Source organism: Acidobacteriota bacterium (assembly GCA_003225175.1).
Taxonomy (GTDB): domain Bacteria; phylum Acidobacteriota; class Terriglobia; order Terriglobales; family Acidobacteriaceae; genus Gp1-AA112.
This window is the reverse complement of sequence record QIBA01000036.1, coordinates 111171-126747: the sequence shown is the minus strand read 5'-3', so window position 1 is coordinate 126747 and position 15577 is coordinate 111171. Positions and strand designations below refer to the sequence as shown.

Here is a 15577-nt window from a genome sequence, read left to right as displayed (position 1 = left end):
ATTAGCTCGCTGCGGCAGTCGTAGTGAAGGCAGCCCGCGTGCGACACATGCTGTCCTCAAGTTGAGCGGCAGTTACCGTTGGAGAGAAGACGTCGACGGTCACAGCACGCAAATCGGGGGCACGCTCGGCGACCCAGCACGCAACGTCGAGAATCTCATCTGTTGGCGGAGTCGGCGCAATCCACGGGCCCTGCAAGTCACTGTTGTACTCGACGCCAGCGACGTGAATCTCAACCACACGATCCAGAGGGAAATCTTCTAGATATTGTCGAGGATCCGCGCCCCGATAGTTGGCGGCCAGCCATGTGTGCGGTACGTCGATAAGGAATCCACAACCGGTTTGTTCAAAGAATCGCCGCAGAAATTCAGCCTCGCTCATCTGCGCGCGCCGCACCGAAAAGAAACCGGGAATGTTTTCCATCACGAGAGGCGCGCTGACTGCGTCGCGCAGGATGAAAGCGTTTTCGCAAAAACGCTGCAGAAATTCTTCTGTATAGAGCGGAGGAAAAACATAATCGAGCGATCGCGCTCGCTCCTCCGTGTGCAGACATTGGAAGTGCTCGGCAATCCATGGGCCCTGGTAGCGCTGCTGCAGCTCACGCGCGCGCGCGAGTGCAAATTCGCTGAGCGGATCGGAAAGCTGTCCTAGATAGTCGTGCAGCAGGAGCGGGAATTGTCGCTGAATTTCCGGAAAGAATTCATCCTCCGCAGCCGGCGGATCTGCCATCGAAAGATGATCGATTAGCTCAAGATGATCCAGCGTAAATTGCGCAAGATGTGGATTGTAGAAGGTGCCGATCGAGAGCCGGTTTTGAGGAATTTGTGGCATGTGCACTCAGCAACCTAGAGACGCAGTCCGCCGCCACGGCGGACAGCGTCTCTAGCATGCGCTCAATCAGTGGCAGGTGGGAGCGACCTCAGTGCTCTCAACCAGCTTTAGGCCGTTGTGACAGGTCGGGGCCACCTCGGCGGTCTCAACCAGTCTTAAATTGGAGTGACTTGTCGGAGCTACTTCGCTGATCTCGATAATCTTCATTCAGTTTCTCCTTGTAATTCTCCGAATTGTGTTACAGCCAGTGACTAGATGCTTCAGAAGTCCAAACCGGTGTGCGAAATTCTCTCAGAGCGGCCGAATTTGGGCAAATTGAGCAGTTTTTACATCCCTGACTGGGATTGGCGGGATCTGGCGCCCGATACAATGCGGTTGAGATGGCTTCCAATTCGGCACCCGGTCCAACGAAATTGCCTTTCTATACCATCGTGCTGCTGCGCGAGCAGGAAATTGCTGAACAACTACAAATCGCCTTTCAGCAGCGATATCTGCCGGAGCACCTGTTTTACTGGCTGCCATCGTCGGTTCAGGCGTGGGTCGATCTGTGCCGTTCAACCGAATATGTAAACGCGAGTCGCGCACTCGAGGTGCTGAATCTGGCGGCTAGTGACCTGGGCCGACAGCTTCCTCACATTCGCACGCTCTGCGGTCTCGGATGCGGCGAGGGAAGCAAGGATCGCGTCTTGCTTGAGCAATTCGCCAACCAGGGCTATCTATTGAATTACGTGGCTGCCGATTTCAGTCAGCCGTTGCTCGAACTTGCTGCCGATCAGGTGGACGGAATTGTCCAGTCAAGTCTCGGCTGCAAGCTCGATATTTTCGATGAAGGCCATTTAGCTGCGGCGGTCGGCGCCGCCGAGAGCTTCGAGGGGCCCGTTTTGCTCTCAGTTTTGGGTAACACTCTTGGAGCATTCGATCCACACAACTTTCCCCGACGTCTGCGAACTCATATGCGCAGCCAGGACCGGTTCCTCTTTGATGGCGAGATGTTCAACGAGCAAACGCTTGCAGGCTACGATAATCCGACCAACCGGCGTTTTGCGTGGGGCCCGCTCACTGGAGTTGGCATTACGGAAAACGACGGCAAGCTGGAATTTTCTACTGCGGCAGCAGGTGACGGTCTGTTCGCAGTTACAAAGCATTTCACCGCGACCCGCGATCTGCGTGTAAACATCGGTGCTCATATCATTGAGATTCCCGAAGGAGAGACGCTGAGGATGAGCAGCTCGATCAAGTACGCGAATCGAGATGGTCTTCTCAGTTTAGTTGGGGACGCAGGATTCCGGATTGAATCTCAATGGGAGAGCCGCGATGGAAATTTCATACTCGCGTGCGCAGTGCGCTCTTAGACTTGCGGCAAAGGCAGCCTCGGCTGTCTGCTCTAACGAAGACGGCCGAGGCTGCTGTACCGCAGAGTTTGGTTCGACTTCTTTATTTTTGAGGACTAGTTGAAGATTCTAGCCAGCCCAGCGGCGGAAAATCAGCGAGCCATTAGTCCCGCCGAATCCAAACGAGTTCGAGAGCGCGATATTGACTTCGGCTTTGCGCGACTTATTCGGGATGTAATCCAAATCGCATTCCGGATCTGGATTGTCGAGATTAATCGTCGGTGGAAGCATCTGGTCGCGTAATGCCAAAACGGTAATTCCCGCTTCGAGGCCGCCGGCCCCCCCGAGCAGATGTCCGGTCATGGATTTGGTGGAGCTTACGGCAAGGCCGTTGCTGGCATGTTCTCCGAAAGCGTGCTTGATGGCTTTGGTTTCGAGCACGTCTCCCAATGGGGTCGAAGTGCCGTGCACGTTGATGTAATCCACCTGCTCCGGTTTGAGCTTGGCGTCGCGCAGCGCATTCAGCATCACGCGATACCCGCCTTCGCCTTCTTCGGCAGGTTGAGTGATGTGGTATGCGTCAGCGCTCATGCCGTAGCCGATTATTTCGGCCATGAGAGTCGCTCCACGTCGGCGGGCGAACTCCAGGTCCTCGAGAATCAGGATGCCTGCACCCTCACCAATCACGAAACCGTCGCGATCGATATCGAACGGCCGGCTTGCCTTTTCTGGACAATCATTTCGCGTAGAGAGTGCGCGCATAGCCGCAAACCCGCCAACGCCCATCGGAGTTATCGCAGCTTCGGTACCGCCGGCGATCATCACGTCCGCGTCGCCACGCGCGATGATTTTGTATGCGTCGCCTATCGAATGTGCGCTCGTCGTGCAGGCCGTGGCTGTCGCCTCGTTCGGCCCCTTGGCGTTGTAGCGAATGCTCACATGTCCAGCAGCAAGATTGATGATCGCCGCGGGAATGAAAAATGGCGAGATCTTGCGCGGACCGCCCTTGAGCAGGTTCGAGTGCTCGCGCTCGATGATGTCAAATCCGCCAATGCCGGAGCCGATGTGTACGCCTACGCGCTCGGCAATATCAGATGTGATATTTAAGCCCGACATCTTTACCGCTTCATCTGTAGCCGCCATGCACAGATGAATGAACCGGCCCATTTTGCGGGCCTCTTTTTTCTCGATGAAATTTAGTGGATCGAAGTTCTTGACCTCGGCGGCGATGGTGCAGGCGTACCCGCTGGTATCAAAACCGGTGATGGTCGCAACGCCGCTCTTGCCTGCCAGTAGATTCGTCCAAGCCTCCGCACTGGTGTTGCCCACCGCGCAAATCAGGCCCAATCCAGTGACGACGACCCTACGACTCAAGCTTACTTGCCACCTTTCGCGTGGGCGTTTATGTAGTCGATGGCGTTCTTTACCGTCTTGATCTTCTCAGCCTCCTCGTCAGGAATTTCAATGTCGAAGGCCTCTTCGAATGCCATCACGAGTTCGACAGTATCGAGCGAGTCGGCGCCAAGGTCGTCCACGAACGACGCGTTGGGGGTGACTTCACCTTCATCGACGCCAAGTTGCTCCACAATAATCTGCTTAACCTTCTCGTCTACTGCGGCCATTCGCGTTCCTCGCTCTTCTGGGATGTGACTGCAACCGCTACCACTTTTTGTTGGATTTCTTTTTCTCCTGCTCTATTTTTAACCGATCAATCAGCTGTATGGCCATGATCCATGCTTCGGACGGTTTCTATCTGATCGTCAGGAATTTCTATGTCGAAAGCCATCATCAACTTCAAACTTGAGGCCATCGAGAGAATCGTTCATCCGAATCGATTCCTATTGCTTGGCTATTTTGGAATTTTTCTCAATGTAGCTGACGGCGTCCTGCACAGTCTTGATCTTCTCGGCTTCTTCGTCCGGAATTTCGAGATCGAAAGCTTCCTCGAAGGCCATGATAAGTTCTACGCGGTCAAGCGAATCGGCGCCGAGATCGTCGACGAAAGATGCACTGGGTGTAACCTCGCCCTCTTCCACGCTGAGCTGGTCCACAATGATCTGCTTAACTTTATCTTGTACCCCAGGCATGCGAACTCCTCCTGTGTGCGCAACGTGCACATCACAAACTCCTCAGTCTATATGGCGCTGGGAAAAGCGCGCAAGACGAGGGCTATTTCACGGATGCGGAGGAACGGAGGAACGCAAGAGATGTAGGTTCAGGAAATCTGTCCGGGGGAGCCGCTCTCGAAAATTCTGCGGCTGCCATTCGAAACCGGCAGTTCTCCGTGCCTCCGTGTCTCCAGGGTGAAAAAAATTACCGGCTACCGGACTGCGGCGCGGGTGGCACCCCGCCGTACTGATCCCGCAAATGCGTCTGACGGTTCTCCATGGGAATGCTCCTGCCTTCGATGAAAACTTGTTTAACGTCGGTCTTCACATCCAGCGGATCGCCGTTGGCGATCACCACGTTTGCCGTCTTGCCTAGATCGAGCGAGCCCAGCCTATCCGAGACACCCCATATTTCTGCGGGATTAATTGTCACCGCTTTTAACGCTTCCTCATAGGGCAGACCAAAAGCCACTGAGTAACCAGCTGCATACGGCAAATTGCGATTATGTTCCACGCGATAGGAGGCAAAGGCGATCTTTACTCCCCGCTTAGCCAACTCCGCGGGCAATGAGTACACAGCGTCGTAGCGCTCGTCGCCGCGAGGAAAGTCGTAAATGGGACCAACAATCACCGGTACCTTCCAAGATGCGATCTCGTCCAGAATCTGCTGCGAATGTGTCACATGGTTCAGCACCACCTTGAGGTTGAACTCTTTGGCCAGACGCATGGCGTTTTCCAAGTCGTAGCCATCTCTTGCGCCGATGACGACGGGCTTTTGACCATGCAGATAGGGGAGCACAGCTTCTAGTTTGAGATCGCGCTTCTGACGCTCGCCTCCTCCACCGCGAGTTGCTCCTCCGCTACTGTCCGGCTTCCGATTCTCCGCCGACTTCAGCTTGGCTTCGTAATCCTGAGCGTCCATGAACGCCTGGCGCAACTGCGTCGTCAGTCCCATTCTGGTCGAGGGGAAACGGCCGCTGATACCTCCTCCACCGCCCTCCCCGCGTCCGCCGCGCCGGCGCTGGTCGCCGGAAAAGTTCAATGCCAGTGCAATGTCGCGAACCAGGATCATTTGATCGCGGTCCTTGCCATCGAGCTGAATGAAAATATCTTGCCCGGGGAGACTGTCTTCGGTTCCAGGAGCGACGATGGCATTCGTGATGCCATTTACACGCACCACAGGAATTCGCTGAGTTTCAGAATGGAACGCATCGGCGACGTGCATGTGCGGCATGATCTCGTCGCTCGGCTCGTTCATGTCGTTGCTCATCTGGTCGGCTTCGACTTCCACCAGTCCTAGATTGGTTTCCGAGTCGATGAGTCCGGGGTAGACGGTCATTCCGGTAGCGTCTACAACGGTCGCGCCGCGTGGAATGGCAGTTCCCGCTGGACCGACGGCAGTAATCTTCCCATCCTGCATCACAACCACGCCGTTCTCAATGACCCCGTGAGTGATGGTCAGCAGTTTGCCCCCGCGGATGGCGACGGGACCGGTGGCCTCAGCTTGTGAAGTGGCCATCTTTATTTTCTGTTTCGAAGCCTGCGCGAAGGACAGGCTCGCGGACAGTGCGACCACGAGTATTGATAACCATAGAAACTTAGGGAAGGGCAGCGCTTCAAGCCGTGCCATCCAACGCGCGCGAATGGATCCGGCTTTAGCCAGTGAGGTTATGTTTCTATCCGCCGCCGAAGACCTCGGGAGCCGAAGCGCAGTTATGTTTGGTTCTTCAACGCCACCGTCATAACCCGTGCTCCTCCCTGAAGCTGGTTCCCGGGAGACCCCTCTGATTCTTTTTAAGAAAATTGAATCATTCGTCGCCGTCATCAGTGCACCTCCGCTATGCCCATCTCGTCCAATTCATTGCCATCAAAATCCGAGCCTGACATCGGCGCATCTTTCCAGTGCGTCAGTCCCAGACCGGGAAGCGAATTGTCAAAGTAGACTTCGCCGTCGATGATCGTCTTCTCCACTTTGGCGTAGCTGGAGAGCGGATCTTTGTCCCAGATGCTCATGTCGCCGTCTTTGCCCACGTCAAGCGATCCCACGCGATCGTCCACACCGATGATCCATGCGGGATTCAGCGTGATCATCTTTAGCGCCTCTTCCTGCGTTGCTCCGCCGTAACGGATCACTTTGCCGGCATCCTGGTTCAGGCGGCGAACCACATCGTTCGAGTCGCTCTTGAGGGCAACGCGCACTCCGTGACGTGACGACATCACTGCGTTCCAAGGCTGCGCGTCCCAAGCTTCATCTTTGAAGCCCCACCAATCCGGCCAGGTTGCGATCGCGATTCCTTCCGCAGCGATTTTGTCCGCAACTTTGTAGGCCTCGAGAGCATGGTGGAAGGCGCGGATCTTGTATCCGAACTCGCGCGCCATCGCCATCTCAGTTAGAAATTCATCGGCACGGTAGCAATGAATCTGGACCAGGAGCCTGCCCCGCAGAACATCGGCCAAAGCTTCTAGCTTTAGATCCCGTTTTGGAGCACGGGCTTCTTTCTCACCTTTCTGAATCTTGGCGTTGTAATCATCCCAATCGCGCATGTACTCCTTGGCCTGCTGCAGCGCCTCACGCTGCACCTCGAAGTTGCCCATGCGGGTGGAAGGCGCCTGATTACGCGATCCATAGACGCGCTTAGGATTTTCGCCGCTCGCGAACTTGATCGAGCGCGGAGCATTCGGGAAGAGCATCTGATCGCGGCTCAGGCCAAACTTGTTCTTGATGACCACCGCCTGCCCGCCAATCATGTTGGCCGATCCGTGAAGCAGCAAGAGCGATGTCACTCCACCGGCCAGCGCGTGATACAGGCCTTTGTCGGTGTTGACGAAGGCATCGAGCATGTTCATCGCTGGCGTAATCGGGCTGCTGGCTTCGTTCACGTCGCCATCGAGAGCAAGGTGCGAATGGCAGTCGATCACGCCTGGCATTACGAACTTGCGCGCGGCATCAATGACCGTCGCTCCAGCAGGAGCGGCAATGTTTGTTCCTATTTGGGCAATCTTCCCATTGTGGACGAGCACACTGCCGTTCTGGATCACTCCATGAGTGACCGTCAATACAGTGCCGTTCTTGATGAGCAGATCAGGTTGCGGACTAGCAGGCTGTGCTGCCGGTGCCTGCGTAGCTCCAGGATTCTGCGAATCAGCGGAACCCTGCGCAGCAGCTGCATAAGTGAATACGAGCGCAATGAGACCCAGGCGTGACGCCCAGGAAAAGATTGCCATCGCGATTCTCCTTGATGACTTGTGAGGATTGGAATTAGACGACGAAGACACAGCAGGGTAAATGGACAAAGCGGCGATTAGCAAGAAGCGATTAGCAATTAGCTTTCGAAGAATCTGGCTTTTCTTGTAGCCAGTCGCTAATTGCTAATTGCTGCTTTATCCTTCCCGCTATGCGCGCGGTTGTTCAGCGAGTCACTCAAGCCTCAGTTACGGTGAACAACTCGATTGTTGGGACAATTGGCCTCGGGCTGCTCGTGCTGCTTGGTATCGGCAAATGCGATACATCCACTTCAGCTGACTACATGATCGATAAGTTGCTCGGCCTTCGCATATTTGAGGATCATGACTCCAAGATGAACTTTAACGTGCGCGAGGTCGGGGGAGCCGTGCTCGTCGTTCCACAGTTCACTCTCTTCGGCGATGTGCGTCGGGGAAAGCGCCCTTCCTTCGACGATGCCGCCCGTCCGGAACAAGCTCGTACTCTTTACGAATATGTGGTTAAGCAAATTCGGGAACAGGGGATCGATTGCGGCACTGGAGAGTTTCAGGCAATGATGCAGGTCTCTCTCGTTAATGATGGTCCGGTGACGATTCTGATCGACTCCGAAAAAGCTTTTTAATCCGCTAATGAACCGGCGCACTCGGTTCAATCCTGCCCAGTTTGTTAAATTGGAATTACTATGCGTAAGCTCTGGGAGAAATGGATGTTTGCGTGGGAGACCCATCTCACCACGCGCGACAGCAATCGCATCGTGCGTCCCCTGGAGTGGGGCATTGAGTGGACGCGGCAATGGCCGCAGGTAAACGGTAACTTTCCCGCCTCGCCTTCCGAAGATGACAACGCTCGAGCCCAGAGCTACTTTACCGAGTTGAATCGACGGATCGTAAGCGACAGCGATCGGTTTTTCAGTTATCAGACTCCCAGCGATTTCTATCTTGAAGAGCGGTTGCCGAAGCTCTTTCCCACCAACATGCGGCAGCAGAGGCAACTCGAGAAGCTTGAGAATATGTCGCGCACAGGCAAATTGCGTCCGGCACAGTTTTTGAGATTCACATCGCCGGTCCGTACACCCTATCCCGAAAATGACGTCGTCAATGCTCGCTGGTTTCCGGCATTCGATCGTAAAGGCAATCCCAGCAAAAAGGCGGTTATCGTCCTCCCACAATGGAACGCGGATGCTTTCAGCCACAACGCGCTGTGCGCGATCATGAATCTCTATGGAGTCTCAGCGCTCCGTCTTAGTAAGCCCTACCATGACATTCGCCGGCCCGCAGAGATCGAACGCAGCGACTACGCTGTTTCTGCGAACATCGGGCGCACGCTCGATTCGTGCCGTCAAGGAGTGATCGACATTCGGTGCTGCCTCGACTGGCTGGAGATGCAGGGCTGCCAGCGTTTCGGTATCCTCGGAACAAGCCTGGGATCGTGTTATGCGTTCATTGCCAGCGCGCACGATGCGCGGCTCCAAGTCAATGCCTTCAACCACGCTTCCACATACTTTGGCGATGTTGTCTGGACAGGACAATCCACGCGTCACATCCGCGCGGCTCTCGAGGATGTAATCGACCTCGAACGGCTGCGACAGCTCTGGCTAGCGATTAGTCCGGTTGCCTACATGAAAAAGTTCGCCGCACATCGCAAAAAAGTGCTCGTGGTCTATGCAAAATACGACCTGACGTTCTTGCGCGAGCTCTCAGAGCAGGTTGTGAAGCTTTTCCGCGACTATCAGGTCGATTTCAAAGCCGTAGCACTGCCCTGCGGCCATTACACGGTGGGAGAGATTCCGTTCAAGTTCCTCGACGGCTGGCATCTTGGTTGGTTCATCTATTCGGCCTTTAAGCAGCTGCAAGCCCAGCCATTAAGCTCCTAAGTTGCTAATCTTCTGAGCTCCTTCTGAGAGCACTTCACGTCCTCCCAAAGAATTCGGCTTCACGGACTACTGACCAAAAGGGCAGCAGACAATCAAAGCGCTGCTGCAAGAAATTCACTGCTAATTCACTGTTGTTCACTGCTCCCAAAATCGAGTTTCGCGGATTCTGGGCAGAATTCGATAACGTTCAGGTGAGATCCGGAAAAATTCACTGTTATTTTCGCTGTTCTTTCAGGTTGTGCCGTTGCAATGATAACGCGAACGAACGATCAGAAAACGCAGGATCAGCTCAGCAGCTCAGAAGCTGAGCAGCTCCGAAGGCTTCTTACAACTTCACTTTTTGCGGTCTCATCCGATTAAATTCGCACGCCATGGAGGGGAACCATGAAGCAGGCATGGGCATTTGCATTGGGAGCGCTGGGGCTGCTCGCGTTCGCCAATTACCGAAAATCCGGAACTCGGCACAAAGCTGAGCGCATCATTGAGCAGCCGAAGCCGCGGCGAGCGCGCAAGATGCGCCTGCGTCATCGAACGGTGGACGGATTACTCGACCTAAATTCCGCCACTTTGCTGGAACTTAAGGAACTTAGTGGAATTGGGGACGTCCTCGCCAACCGTATTGTCGACAACCGACCATATCTCACGAAAATAGATCTAGTCGGCCGCCGCATCATTCCTGAGGCGGTCTACGAGACGATCAAACATTCGATTACGGTCAAGCACGCGGCCTAGCAAGTCCAATTCGAGCCGGGGAGCGGTCGAGCGCGGTCGGTTCTCGGCTCTTGCCAGCCGGTCTAGAGGTATCCCAGTCGGGCTAGTCCGTTGGTAACTAAGCGATAACCCTCGCCACCTACTCAGGTACCCTTTTCATTGACTTAGCGCTTGGGACACAGTACTTTTCCACCACAGCACCCGTACGTTTTCCCGACTAGTACAAAGGACGCTTTTGTGGGTATCAAGATATTACTCGCCGATGACAGTGTCACCGCCCAGAACATGGGCAAGAAGATTCTGAGCGAAGCCGGCCACGATGTAGTCACTGTCAGCAACGGCGCAGCCGCCGCCAAGAAGATCGCGGAGGTCAAACCCGAACTCGTCCTGCTCGATGTTTTTATGCCTGGTTACAGCGGCCTGGAGCTCTGCGAGAAGCTCCGCAATTCTATCGAGACCGCCAAGCTTCCAGTACTGCTAACCGTCGGACGCATGGAGCCCTACAGTCCGCAGGATGGTGCTCGCGTCAAAGCCGACGGCGTAATCGTGAAGCCGTTCGAGGCCACAGATCTCACCGCCGCAGTTGAACGCTTTGCCCAGAAGGCCAAAGCGGCTCAGGATGAGCCACCTCCACGTCCCTACGCAAAGACCATAAAGATCGCGGCTCCTCCGGGATCGAGAGATGAGACCGGGAGAGAGAGCCAGAAGATTGCAATCGCGACGGGTGCGGGCGAGCAGCGAGTGTACGAGCAGACGATGCGTCTCGACGCCGCTCAGATCGCGGCTCTGCTCAACACAGCGACGCCGAAGAAGGAAGAACCCAAGAAAGAAGATCCGATCACGGCGAACATTCCAGCAGAACAATTGAGCGCCGCCGGGACGCCGGCTCTCGCCGCTGAAGAGTTCCGAATTGAGCCTGCGGCGACTGCGGATTTCGCCAAGGCAGAGGCAAGCACGCCATTCTTGGGAAACGAGCTGCTGCCTGAAAGGCACGCTGGCGCACCGCTGCCCCCACAAATTCCGTCTTACATGGCTCAGTATCTGGATCAATCGGCTGAAGATGCCGATACTGCTGTTACAGCGCGTCCGGCTGTAGGCCCTTCCGCTGAGTTCGACGCGGAAAAGACGATCGTAGTGCAAAGGGCTCCTACTCCGGGTTCCGGCTTCCCTGGAATCGAACAATCGTCGCCTACGATTCCCATTTCGGGCGAATTGCTTTCGCACCGTTTTCCTGGCGCGCCTCAGCCTCCGGTCGCATTGGTCGAGGGCTTGGAGCTGACTTCTGCTCCTCCGGTTCCCGATGTTGCCATACCACGGGAGAGCGCACTCGAAACGATGCAGAGCGCCGAGACTCCGACAATTATCCTGAAGGATCCGGCGCTGGTCACCGATCCGCATCGTGCCACTATGGATTTTCCGACGCAGTTCGGAACCGCTGATGCTCCGGTAGCGGATCTGACGATTCCAGCCGGAGCCGCCACCGCACCGATCGACGACTTCGAGGCGCGCCTACAGGCAGCGATGTCGAGCTACGAGCAGCGATCAGCGGATCTGCCGCTGCCAACTCCGTTGACTAATACGCCGCCGGGTCTGCATGCCGCGCCCGGAACCGATCTGCCAATTCCCGCTGAAACGCACGTGGAATTCATTCCAGAGTTGCCGGTCCCGATGCAGGCCGGCTCGCTTGAGGAAGAAGACGAGCCGTTCTTCGCCACGGCTCCGATTGGATCGACGGACCTTGCCCTTCCCGAGCCTACGCCAGCAGTAGAAGCGCCAGCTGAAGTCGTGGCCTCGGCTGAAGTTGTAGCCTCGAATGTAGTCGAGTTTCCTGCGTCTGCAATGGCTTCCGCCATCAGCGAGTCTCAATACGAAAAGGCTATCGAGGAGGCTGCAGCGGCCGTCGATGCGCATGCTCCTGAATTGACTGCGATCGCCAGCCAACACCCTGCGCCTTCGGAGACGCTTGAAACAGCCGAGGTCGTGCCGATGGCGATGGCCACAGCCGCCGCTGCTTCCGCGCCGGTAGTTGTGCCTTCGCATTCCAATCACGAAGCTGAAACGGAACTGGCTCGTGCACTTAAGGCTACCCTGGGCGAATCAGCCGTTGGTGAGGCCGCCCCCATTGGAGAATCCGAGGTTGAGCAAGCGCACTCGGCTAAAGATGCAAATCGTGTTGCTGCAGCCGTCGAGAGAGTCATGCAGCGCGAGCTTCCCGGCCTGATTTGGAAGATCATGGCAGAGCTCGATCTCACCAAGCGCTAAACCCACATTCCGTGACGGAACTTCATCCGATTCTGCCATTCGGCGTAAATTGTCTCATGCCCTAAGCAAGTGCACCCATTGCGAGAGAACCTCGTTTTGTAACATACTCTTCGGCGTTCCCCGGGAGGCCTTGCCCCGCTATGCTTCTCGTCGCCATCACCGTCTTTCCCTTTCTCTGCGCCTTGATTCTTTTCACGTACTTTTTCGGCAAGTTTGCCGGAAAATCGGACACGCCGGAGATCGCCGGCGCGATGCATCAGATGAATCAGGCCAGGATCATTCCTTTCCGGGAACCGCAGCCTGATAATGCGAGAGCCAGGGCTGCTGGAGCCTAGCCGTAGCGATAAGCCCCGGTTACGCCTAATATGATGGCGACGTTGTGTCGCTGATTGCGTGGCTAAAGTCTCCTCCATCTACTGCTCCTCGTGCGGCACGGAGATCAACTCTGGCGCAAGGTTCTGCCCCTCGTGTGGCACGGCGCAATCGCCAAGTTCCGACCCGTTGGCCACGGCTACTTCCACTCCGGCTTCATTTGGCAATGCAAAGCAGATAAGCCGGAGCACGCCTCGCTCCTCTTCATCGAGCAGTTCGATTTCACAGGGCCGCTTCTTGCCGGGAACGCTGCTCACCTCCCGTTATCGCATCATCGCGTTGCTTGGCCGCGGAGGTATGGGCGAGGTCTACCGTGCCGATGATCTGACACTCGCTCAGCCGGTTGCTTTGAAATTCCTTCCCGAAGCTGTCACGAATGATCCCGCGTCGCTGGAACGCTTTCGCAACGAAGTGCGGATCGCTCGCCGCATCTCGCATCCGAATGTCTGCCGCATTTACGATATATGTGAAGCAGACGGACTCACCTTCCTGTCAATGGAGTACGTCGATGGCGAGGATCTTGGTTCGCTGCTCCGCCGTATCGGACGCCTGCCTGGTGATAAGGCTCTGGAAATTGCGCGCAAGCTCTGCGCCGGTCTGGCCGCTGCGCACGACAAAGGTGTCCTCCATCGCGACCTGAAGCCTGCCAACATTATGCTCAACAGCCAGGGCGAAGTTGCGATCATGGATTTTGGGCTGGCTGAATTTGCCGAACTCATCACCGAGCACCAGGTCCGTCATGGAACTCCGGCATACATGGCTCCGGAGCAACTCGCGGGTAAGGAAGTCACGCTCAAGAGCGACATCTATTCACTAGGGCTAGTGCTCTACGAAATCTTCACGGGTAAACGCGCGTTTCAAGCAGACACGCTCGCGGAAATTGTTCGCACGCGAAGCGAGACTCCAACACCAGCAAGCCCGTCAAGTCTGGTGCGCGATCTCGACCCGGGCGTAGAGCGCGTCATATTGCGCTGTCTCGAGCCCGAGCCCGCAATGCGTCCGGTTACCGTGTTGAGCGTTGCAGCCGCGCTACCCGGCGGCGATCCACTCGCTGCTGCGCTTGCCGCAGGCGAAACACCGTCGCCGCAGATGGTGGCCGCCGCAGGTGAAGTCGAAGGACTCGCACCGCGGATTGCCGTGACCTGTCTCGCTGTACTGCTATTTGGAGTGATTCTCAGCTACTTTCTGGGTGTTCGCATAAGCATTTACGACAAGATGCGAACCGAGCAATCCCCCGAAGTGCTCACGCATCGTGCACAGGAGATCGCTGCCAGTGCCGGCTACACGACTCCACCGGCGGATACCGCCTACGGATTCGACAATGACGATCAATATGAGCAATATGCGAAGCAAAACGACAAGCCAGTTCCCAATTGGGATGACCTGCTGAAAAAGAGCCCTCCAATCCTGCGGTTCTGGTACCGCAGCAGTCCTCAGCTTATGGTTGCAACGGATTACAGAGAGAGTTCTCTGACTCCTGGAATCGTTACGGAAAACGATCCGCCGTTCACGGCCCCAGGCATGGTCTCGATCATTCTCGATCTGGACGGCAGACTGATTTCATTCGAAAGCATTCCTCCGCAGCGGGAAGACAGACCGGAAGGAATAAAGCCAGTGGATTGGAGTCCGCTGTTTGCCGCGGCTGGGCTCGATCCTAAAGCGCTCATATCCTCCCAGCCAATTTGGAACTCTCTCGCAAGCTCGGATACCAGGGCTGCCTGGACCGGAACCTGGCCGGGCAGCACGCGTCCACTGCGACTGGAAGCTGCCGCTCTGCATGGGAAGCCGGTATCGTTTTCGCTCTTCGGACCGTGGACGCCGGCATGGCGCCAGAATCCAGACCAGAGCACGAAGGCACAACAGGCCGGTGCCATTATTCTGGTTATTGTCGCCTGCACGGTGATGTTGGGAGCGATCTTCTTCGCTTACCGCAACTACCAGGTAAGGAGAACCGATCCTCGGGGTGCGCTCCGCCTTGTGTTGTTTGTCTTCGCGGTGCAAATGGCGCTGTGGATTTTTCGAGCGCATTTCACAATGAGCATCTCCACCTTCGGCGGCATCGTGATTGCGATCAGCACATCTCTTTTCTGGGGCGTGATGGTTGCGCTCGTGTATCTCGCATTGGAGCCATATGTCCGCCGCCGTTGGCCCCATAGCATCATCTCCTGGAGCAGGCTGCTTCTGGGCCGTTGGCGCGATCCGCTGGTAGGACGCGATGTTCTCTTCGGATTCGTGCTGGGAACTTTCTGGGTGATCGTGATCCAGTTATTCATCGCCTACTTGATTCGTATCGGTGCGGTCCCGCACATCGGGGACGCTGAGTTTCTGTTGGGTGTTCGCCGTACGTTGGGCGCAGGGCTGCTCCTCGTTCCCGCGGACATCCGCACAACACTGCTCTTCTTTTTCCTGATCTTCCTGCTGCGCCTCGTTCTTCGGAATGAGTGGCTCGCGGCGGGAGCGTTCGTAGTTCTCTTCAGCATCATGCAATCTCTGCGCGAAGAGTATTTTTGGGTAGCGTTGATCGTCTTCCTCATCATTTATTCGCTTGCTGCAATCGCACTAGTGCGCTTCGGTCTGGTCAGTTTAGCCGCAGCCCTCTTCCTAACCGATTTCCTGCTGAACGCGCCCATGACCGCCAACTTCTCCAACTGGTTTATCGGCTCGACGATCTTCGTTTACGCCAGTGCGACGGCTTTGGCGTTGATTGCGTTTTATACCGCGCTTGCGGGGCAGAAGTTGTGGAAGGAAGAGTTGTTCGAGTAAGGGGGCACTCGGCTCTCGGCGGTCGACTTTCGGGTATGGAATGGCATGGGAATTATCGCTGATATTCGTTCAAGCAGTCCTCTACAGACATTTGGTTCCCGCAAA

13 protein-coding genes are annotated in these 15577 nt (G+C 55.9%); 7 read left to right on the top strand and 6 right to left on the bottom strand.

Translation table 11 applies throughout. The annotated features are described in order from the left end of the window. Nucleotide 1: 1 nt before the first annotated feature. Complete coding sequence (locus tag DMG62_07095) at nucleotides 2-829, bottom strand: hypothetical protein (GenBank protein PYY23739.1); 828 nt, start codon at nucleotides 827-829, stop codon at nucleotides 2-4. A gap of 344 nt (nucleotides 830-1173) precedes the next feature. On the opposite strand from DMG62_07095, the gene DMG62_07090 reads away from it, so the two are divergent. Next, nucleotides 1174-2181: a hypothetical protein gene (locus tag DMG62_07090; GenBank protein ID PYY23738.1), complete on the top strand. Its 1008-nt coding sequence runs from the start codon at nucleotides 1174-1176 to the stop codon at nucleotides 2179-2181. Between the two features lie 108 nt (nucleotides 2182-2289). Here the strand turns inward: DMG62_07090 and fabF are convergent, their stop codons facing one another. The 5 genes from fabF to DMG62_07065 form a co-directional block, all read right to left on the bottom strand. Beyond that, nucleotides 2290-3534 carry a beta-ketoacyl-[acyl-carrier-protein] synthase II gene (gene fabF, locus DMG62_07085; protein PYY23737.1) on the bottom strand — a complete coding sequence of 415 codons (1245 nt, stop codon included), beginning with the start codon at nucleotides 3532-3534 and terminating at the stop codon, nucleotides 2290-2292. Between the two features lie 2 nt (nucleotides 3535-3536). Further along, entirely contained in the window at nucleotides 3537-3782 is a 246-nt protein-coding gene (locus DMG62_07080) for an acyl carrier protein (GenBank protein PYY23736.1), read from the bottom strand. A gap of 216 nt (nucleotides 3783-3998) precedes the next feature. Continuing rightward, on the bottom strand, nucleotides 3999-4247 hold the full coding sequence (locus DMG62_07075; protein PYY23735.1) for an acyl carrier protein: 249 nt from the start codon (nucleotides 4245-4247) through the stop codon (nucleotides 3999-4001). A 226-nt stretch (nucleotides 4248-4473) separates the two neighbouring features. Next, a complete protein-coding gene (locus tag DMG62_07070) occupies nucleotides 4474-5787 on the bottom strand; it encodes an amidohydrolase (protein ID PYY23777.1) in 1314 nt (437 codons plus the stop codon). Between the two features lie 305 nt (nucleotides 5788-6092). Further along, nucleotides 6093-7493, bottom strand: a complete 1401-nt coding sequence (locus DMG62_07065) for an amidohydrolase (protein PYY23734.1) — start codon at nucleotides 7491-7493, stop codon at nucleotides 6093-6095. Nucleotides 7494-7663: 170 nt separating this feature from the next. Here DMG62_07065 and DMG62_07060 point away from each other — a divergent pair, with 170 nt between their 5' ends. The 6 genes from DMG62_07060 to DMG62_07035 all read left to right on the top strand — a co-directional run bounded on the left by DMG62_07060 (nucleotide 7664) and on the right by DMG62_07035 (nucleotide 15472). Then, nucleotides 7664-8113, top strand: a complete 450-nt coding sequence (locus tag DMG62_07060) for a D-tyrosyl-tRNA(Tyr) deacylase (GenBank protein PYY23733.1) — start codon at nucleotides 7664-7666, stop codon at nucleotides 8111-8113. An 84-nt stretch (nucleotides 8114-8197) separates the two neighbouring features. Next, nucleotides 8198-9364 carry an abhydrolase domain-containing 18 gene (locus DMG62_07055; protein PYY23776.1) on the top strand — a complete coding sequence of 389 codons (1167 nt, stop codon included), beginning with the start codon at nucleotides 8198-8200 and terminating at the stop codon, nucleotides 9362-9364. A 384-nt stretch (nucleotides 9365-9748) separates the two neighbouring features. Next, nucleotides 9749-10096 (top strand): hypothetical protein, encoded by a 348-nt coding sequence (locus DMG62_07050; protein PYY23732.1) that lies wholly within the window; start codon nucleotides 9749-9751, stop codon nucleotides 10094-10096. Nucleotides 10097-10360: 264 nt separating this feature from the next. Further along, a complete protein-coding gene (locus DMG62_07045; protein ID PYY23731.1) occupies nucleotides 10361-12337 on the top strand; it encodes a hypothetical protein in 1977 nt (658 codons plus the stop codon). A 140-nt stretch (nucleotides 12338-12477) separates the two neighbouring features. After that, nucleotides 12478-12672 carry a hypothetical protein gene (locus DMG62_07040; GenBank protein ID PYY23730.1) on the top strand — a complete coding sequence of 65 codons (195 nt, stop codon included), beginning with the start codon at nucleotides 12478-12480 and terminating at the stop codon, nucleotides 12670-12672. A gap of 58 nt (nucleotides 12673-12730) precedes the next feature. After that, on the top strand, nucleotides 12731-15472 hold the full coding sequence (locus tag DMG62_07035) for a hypothetical protein (protein PYY23729.1): 2742 nt from the start codon (nucleotides 12731-12733) through the stop codon (nucleotides 15470-15472). Nucleotides 15473-15577: the final 105 nt, after the last annotated feature.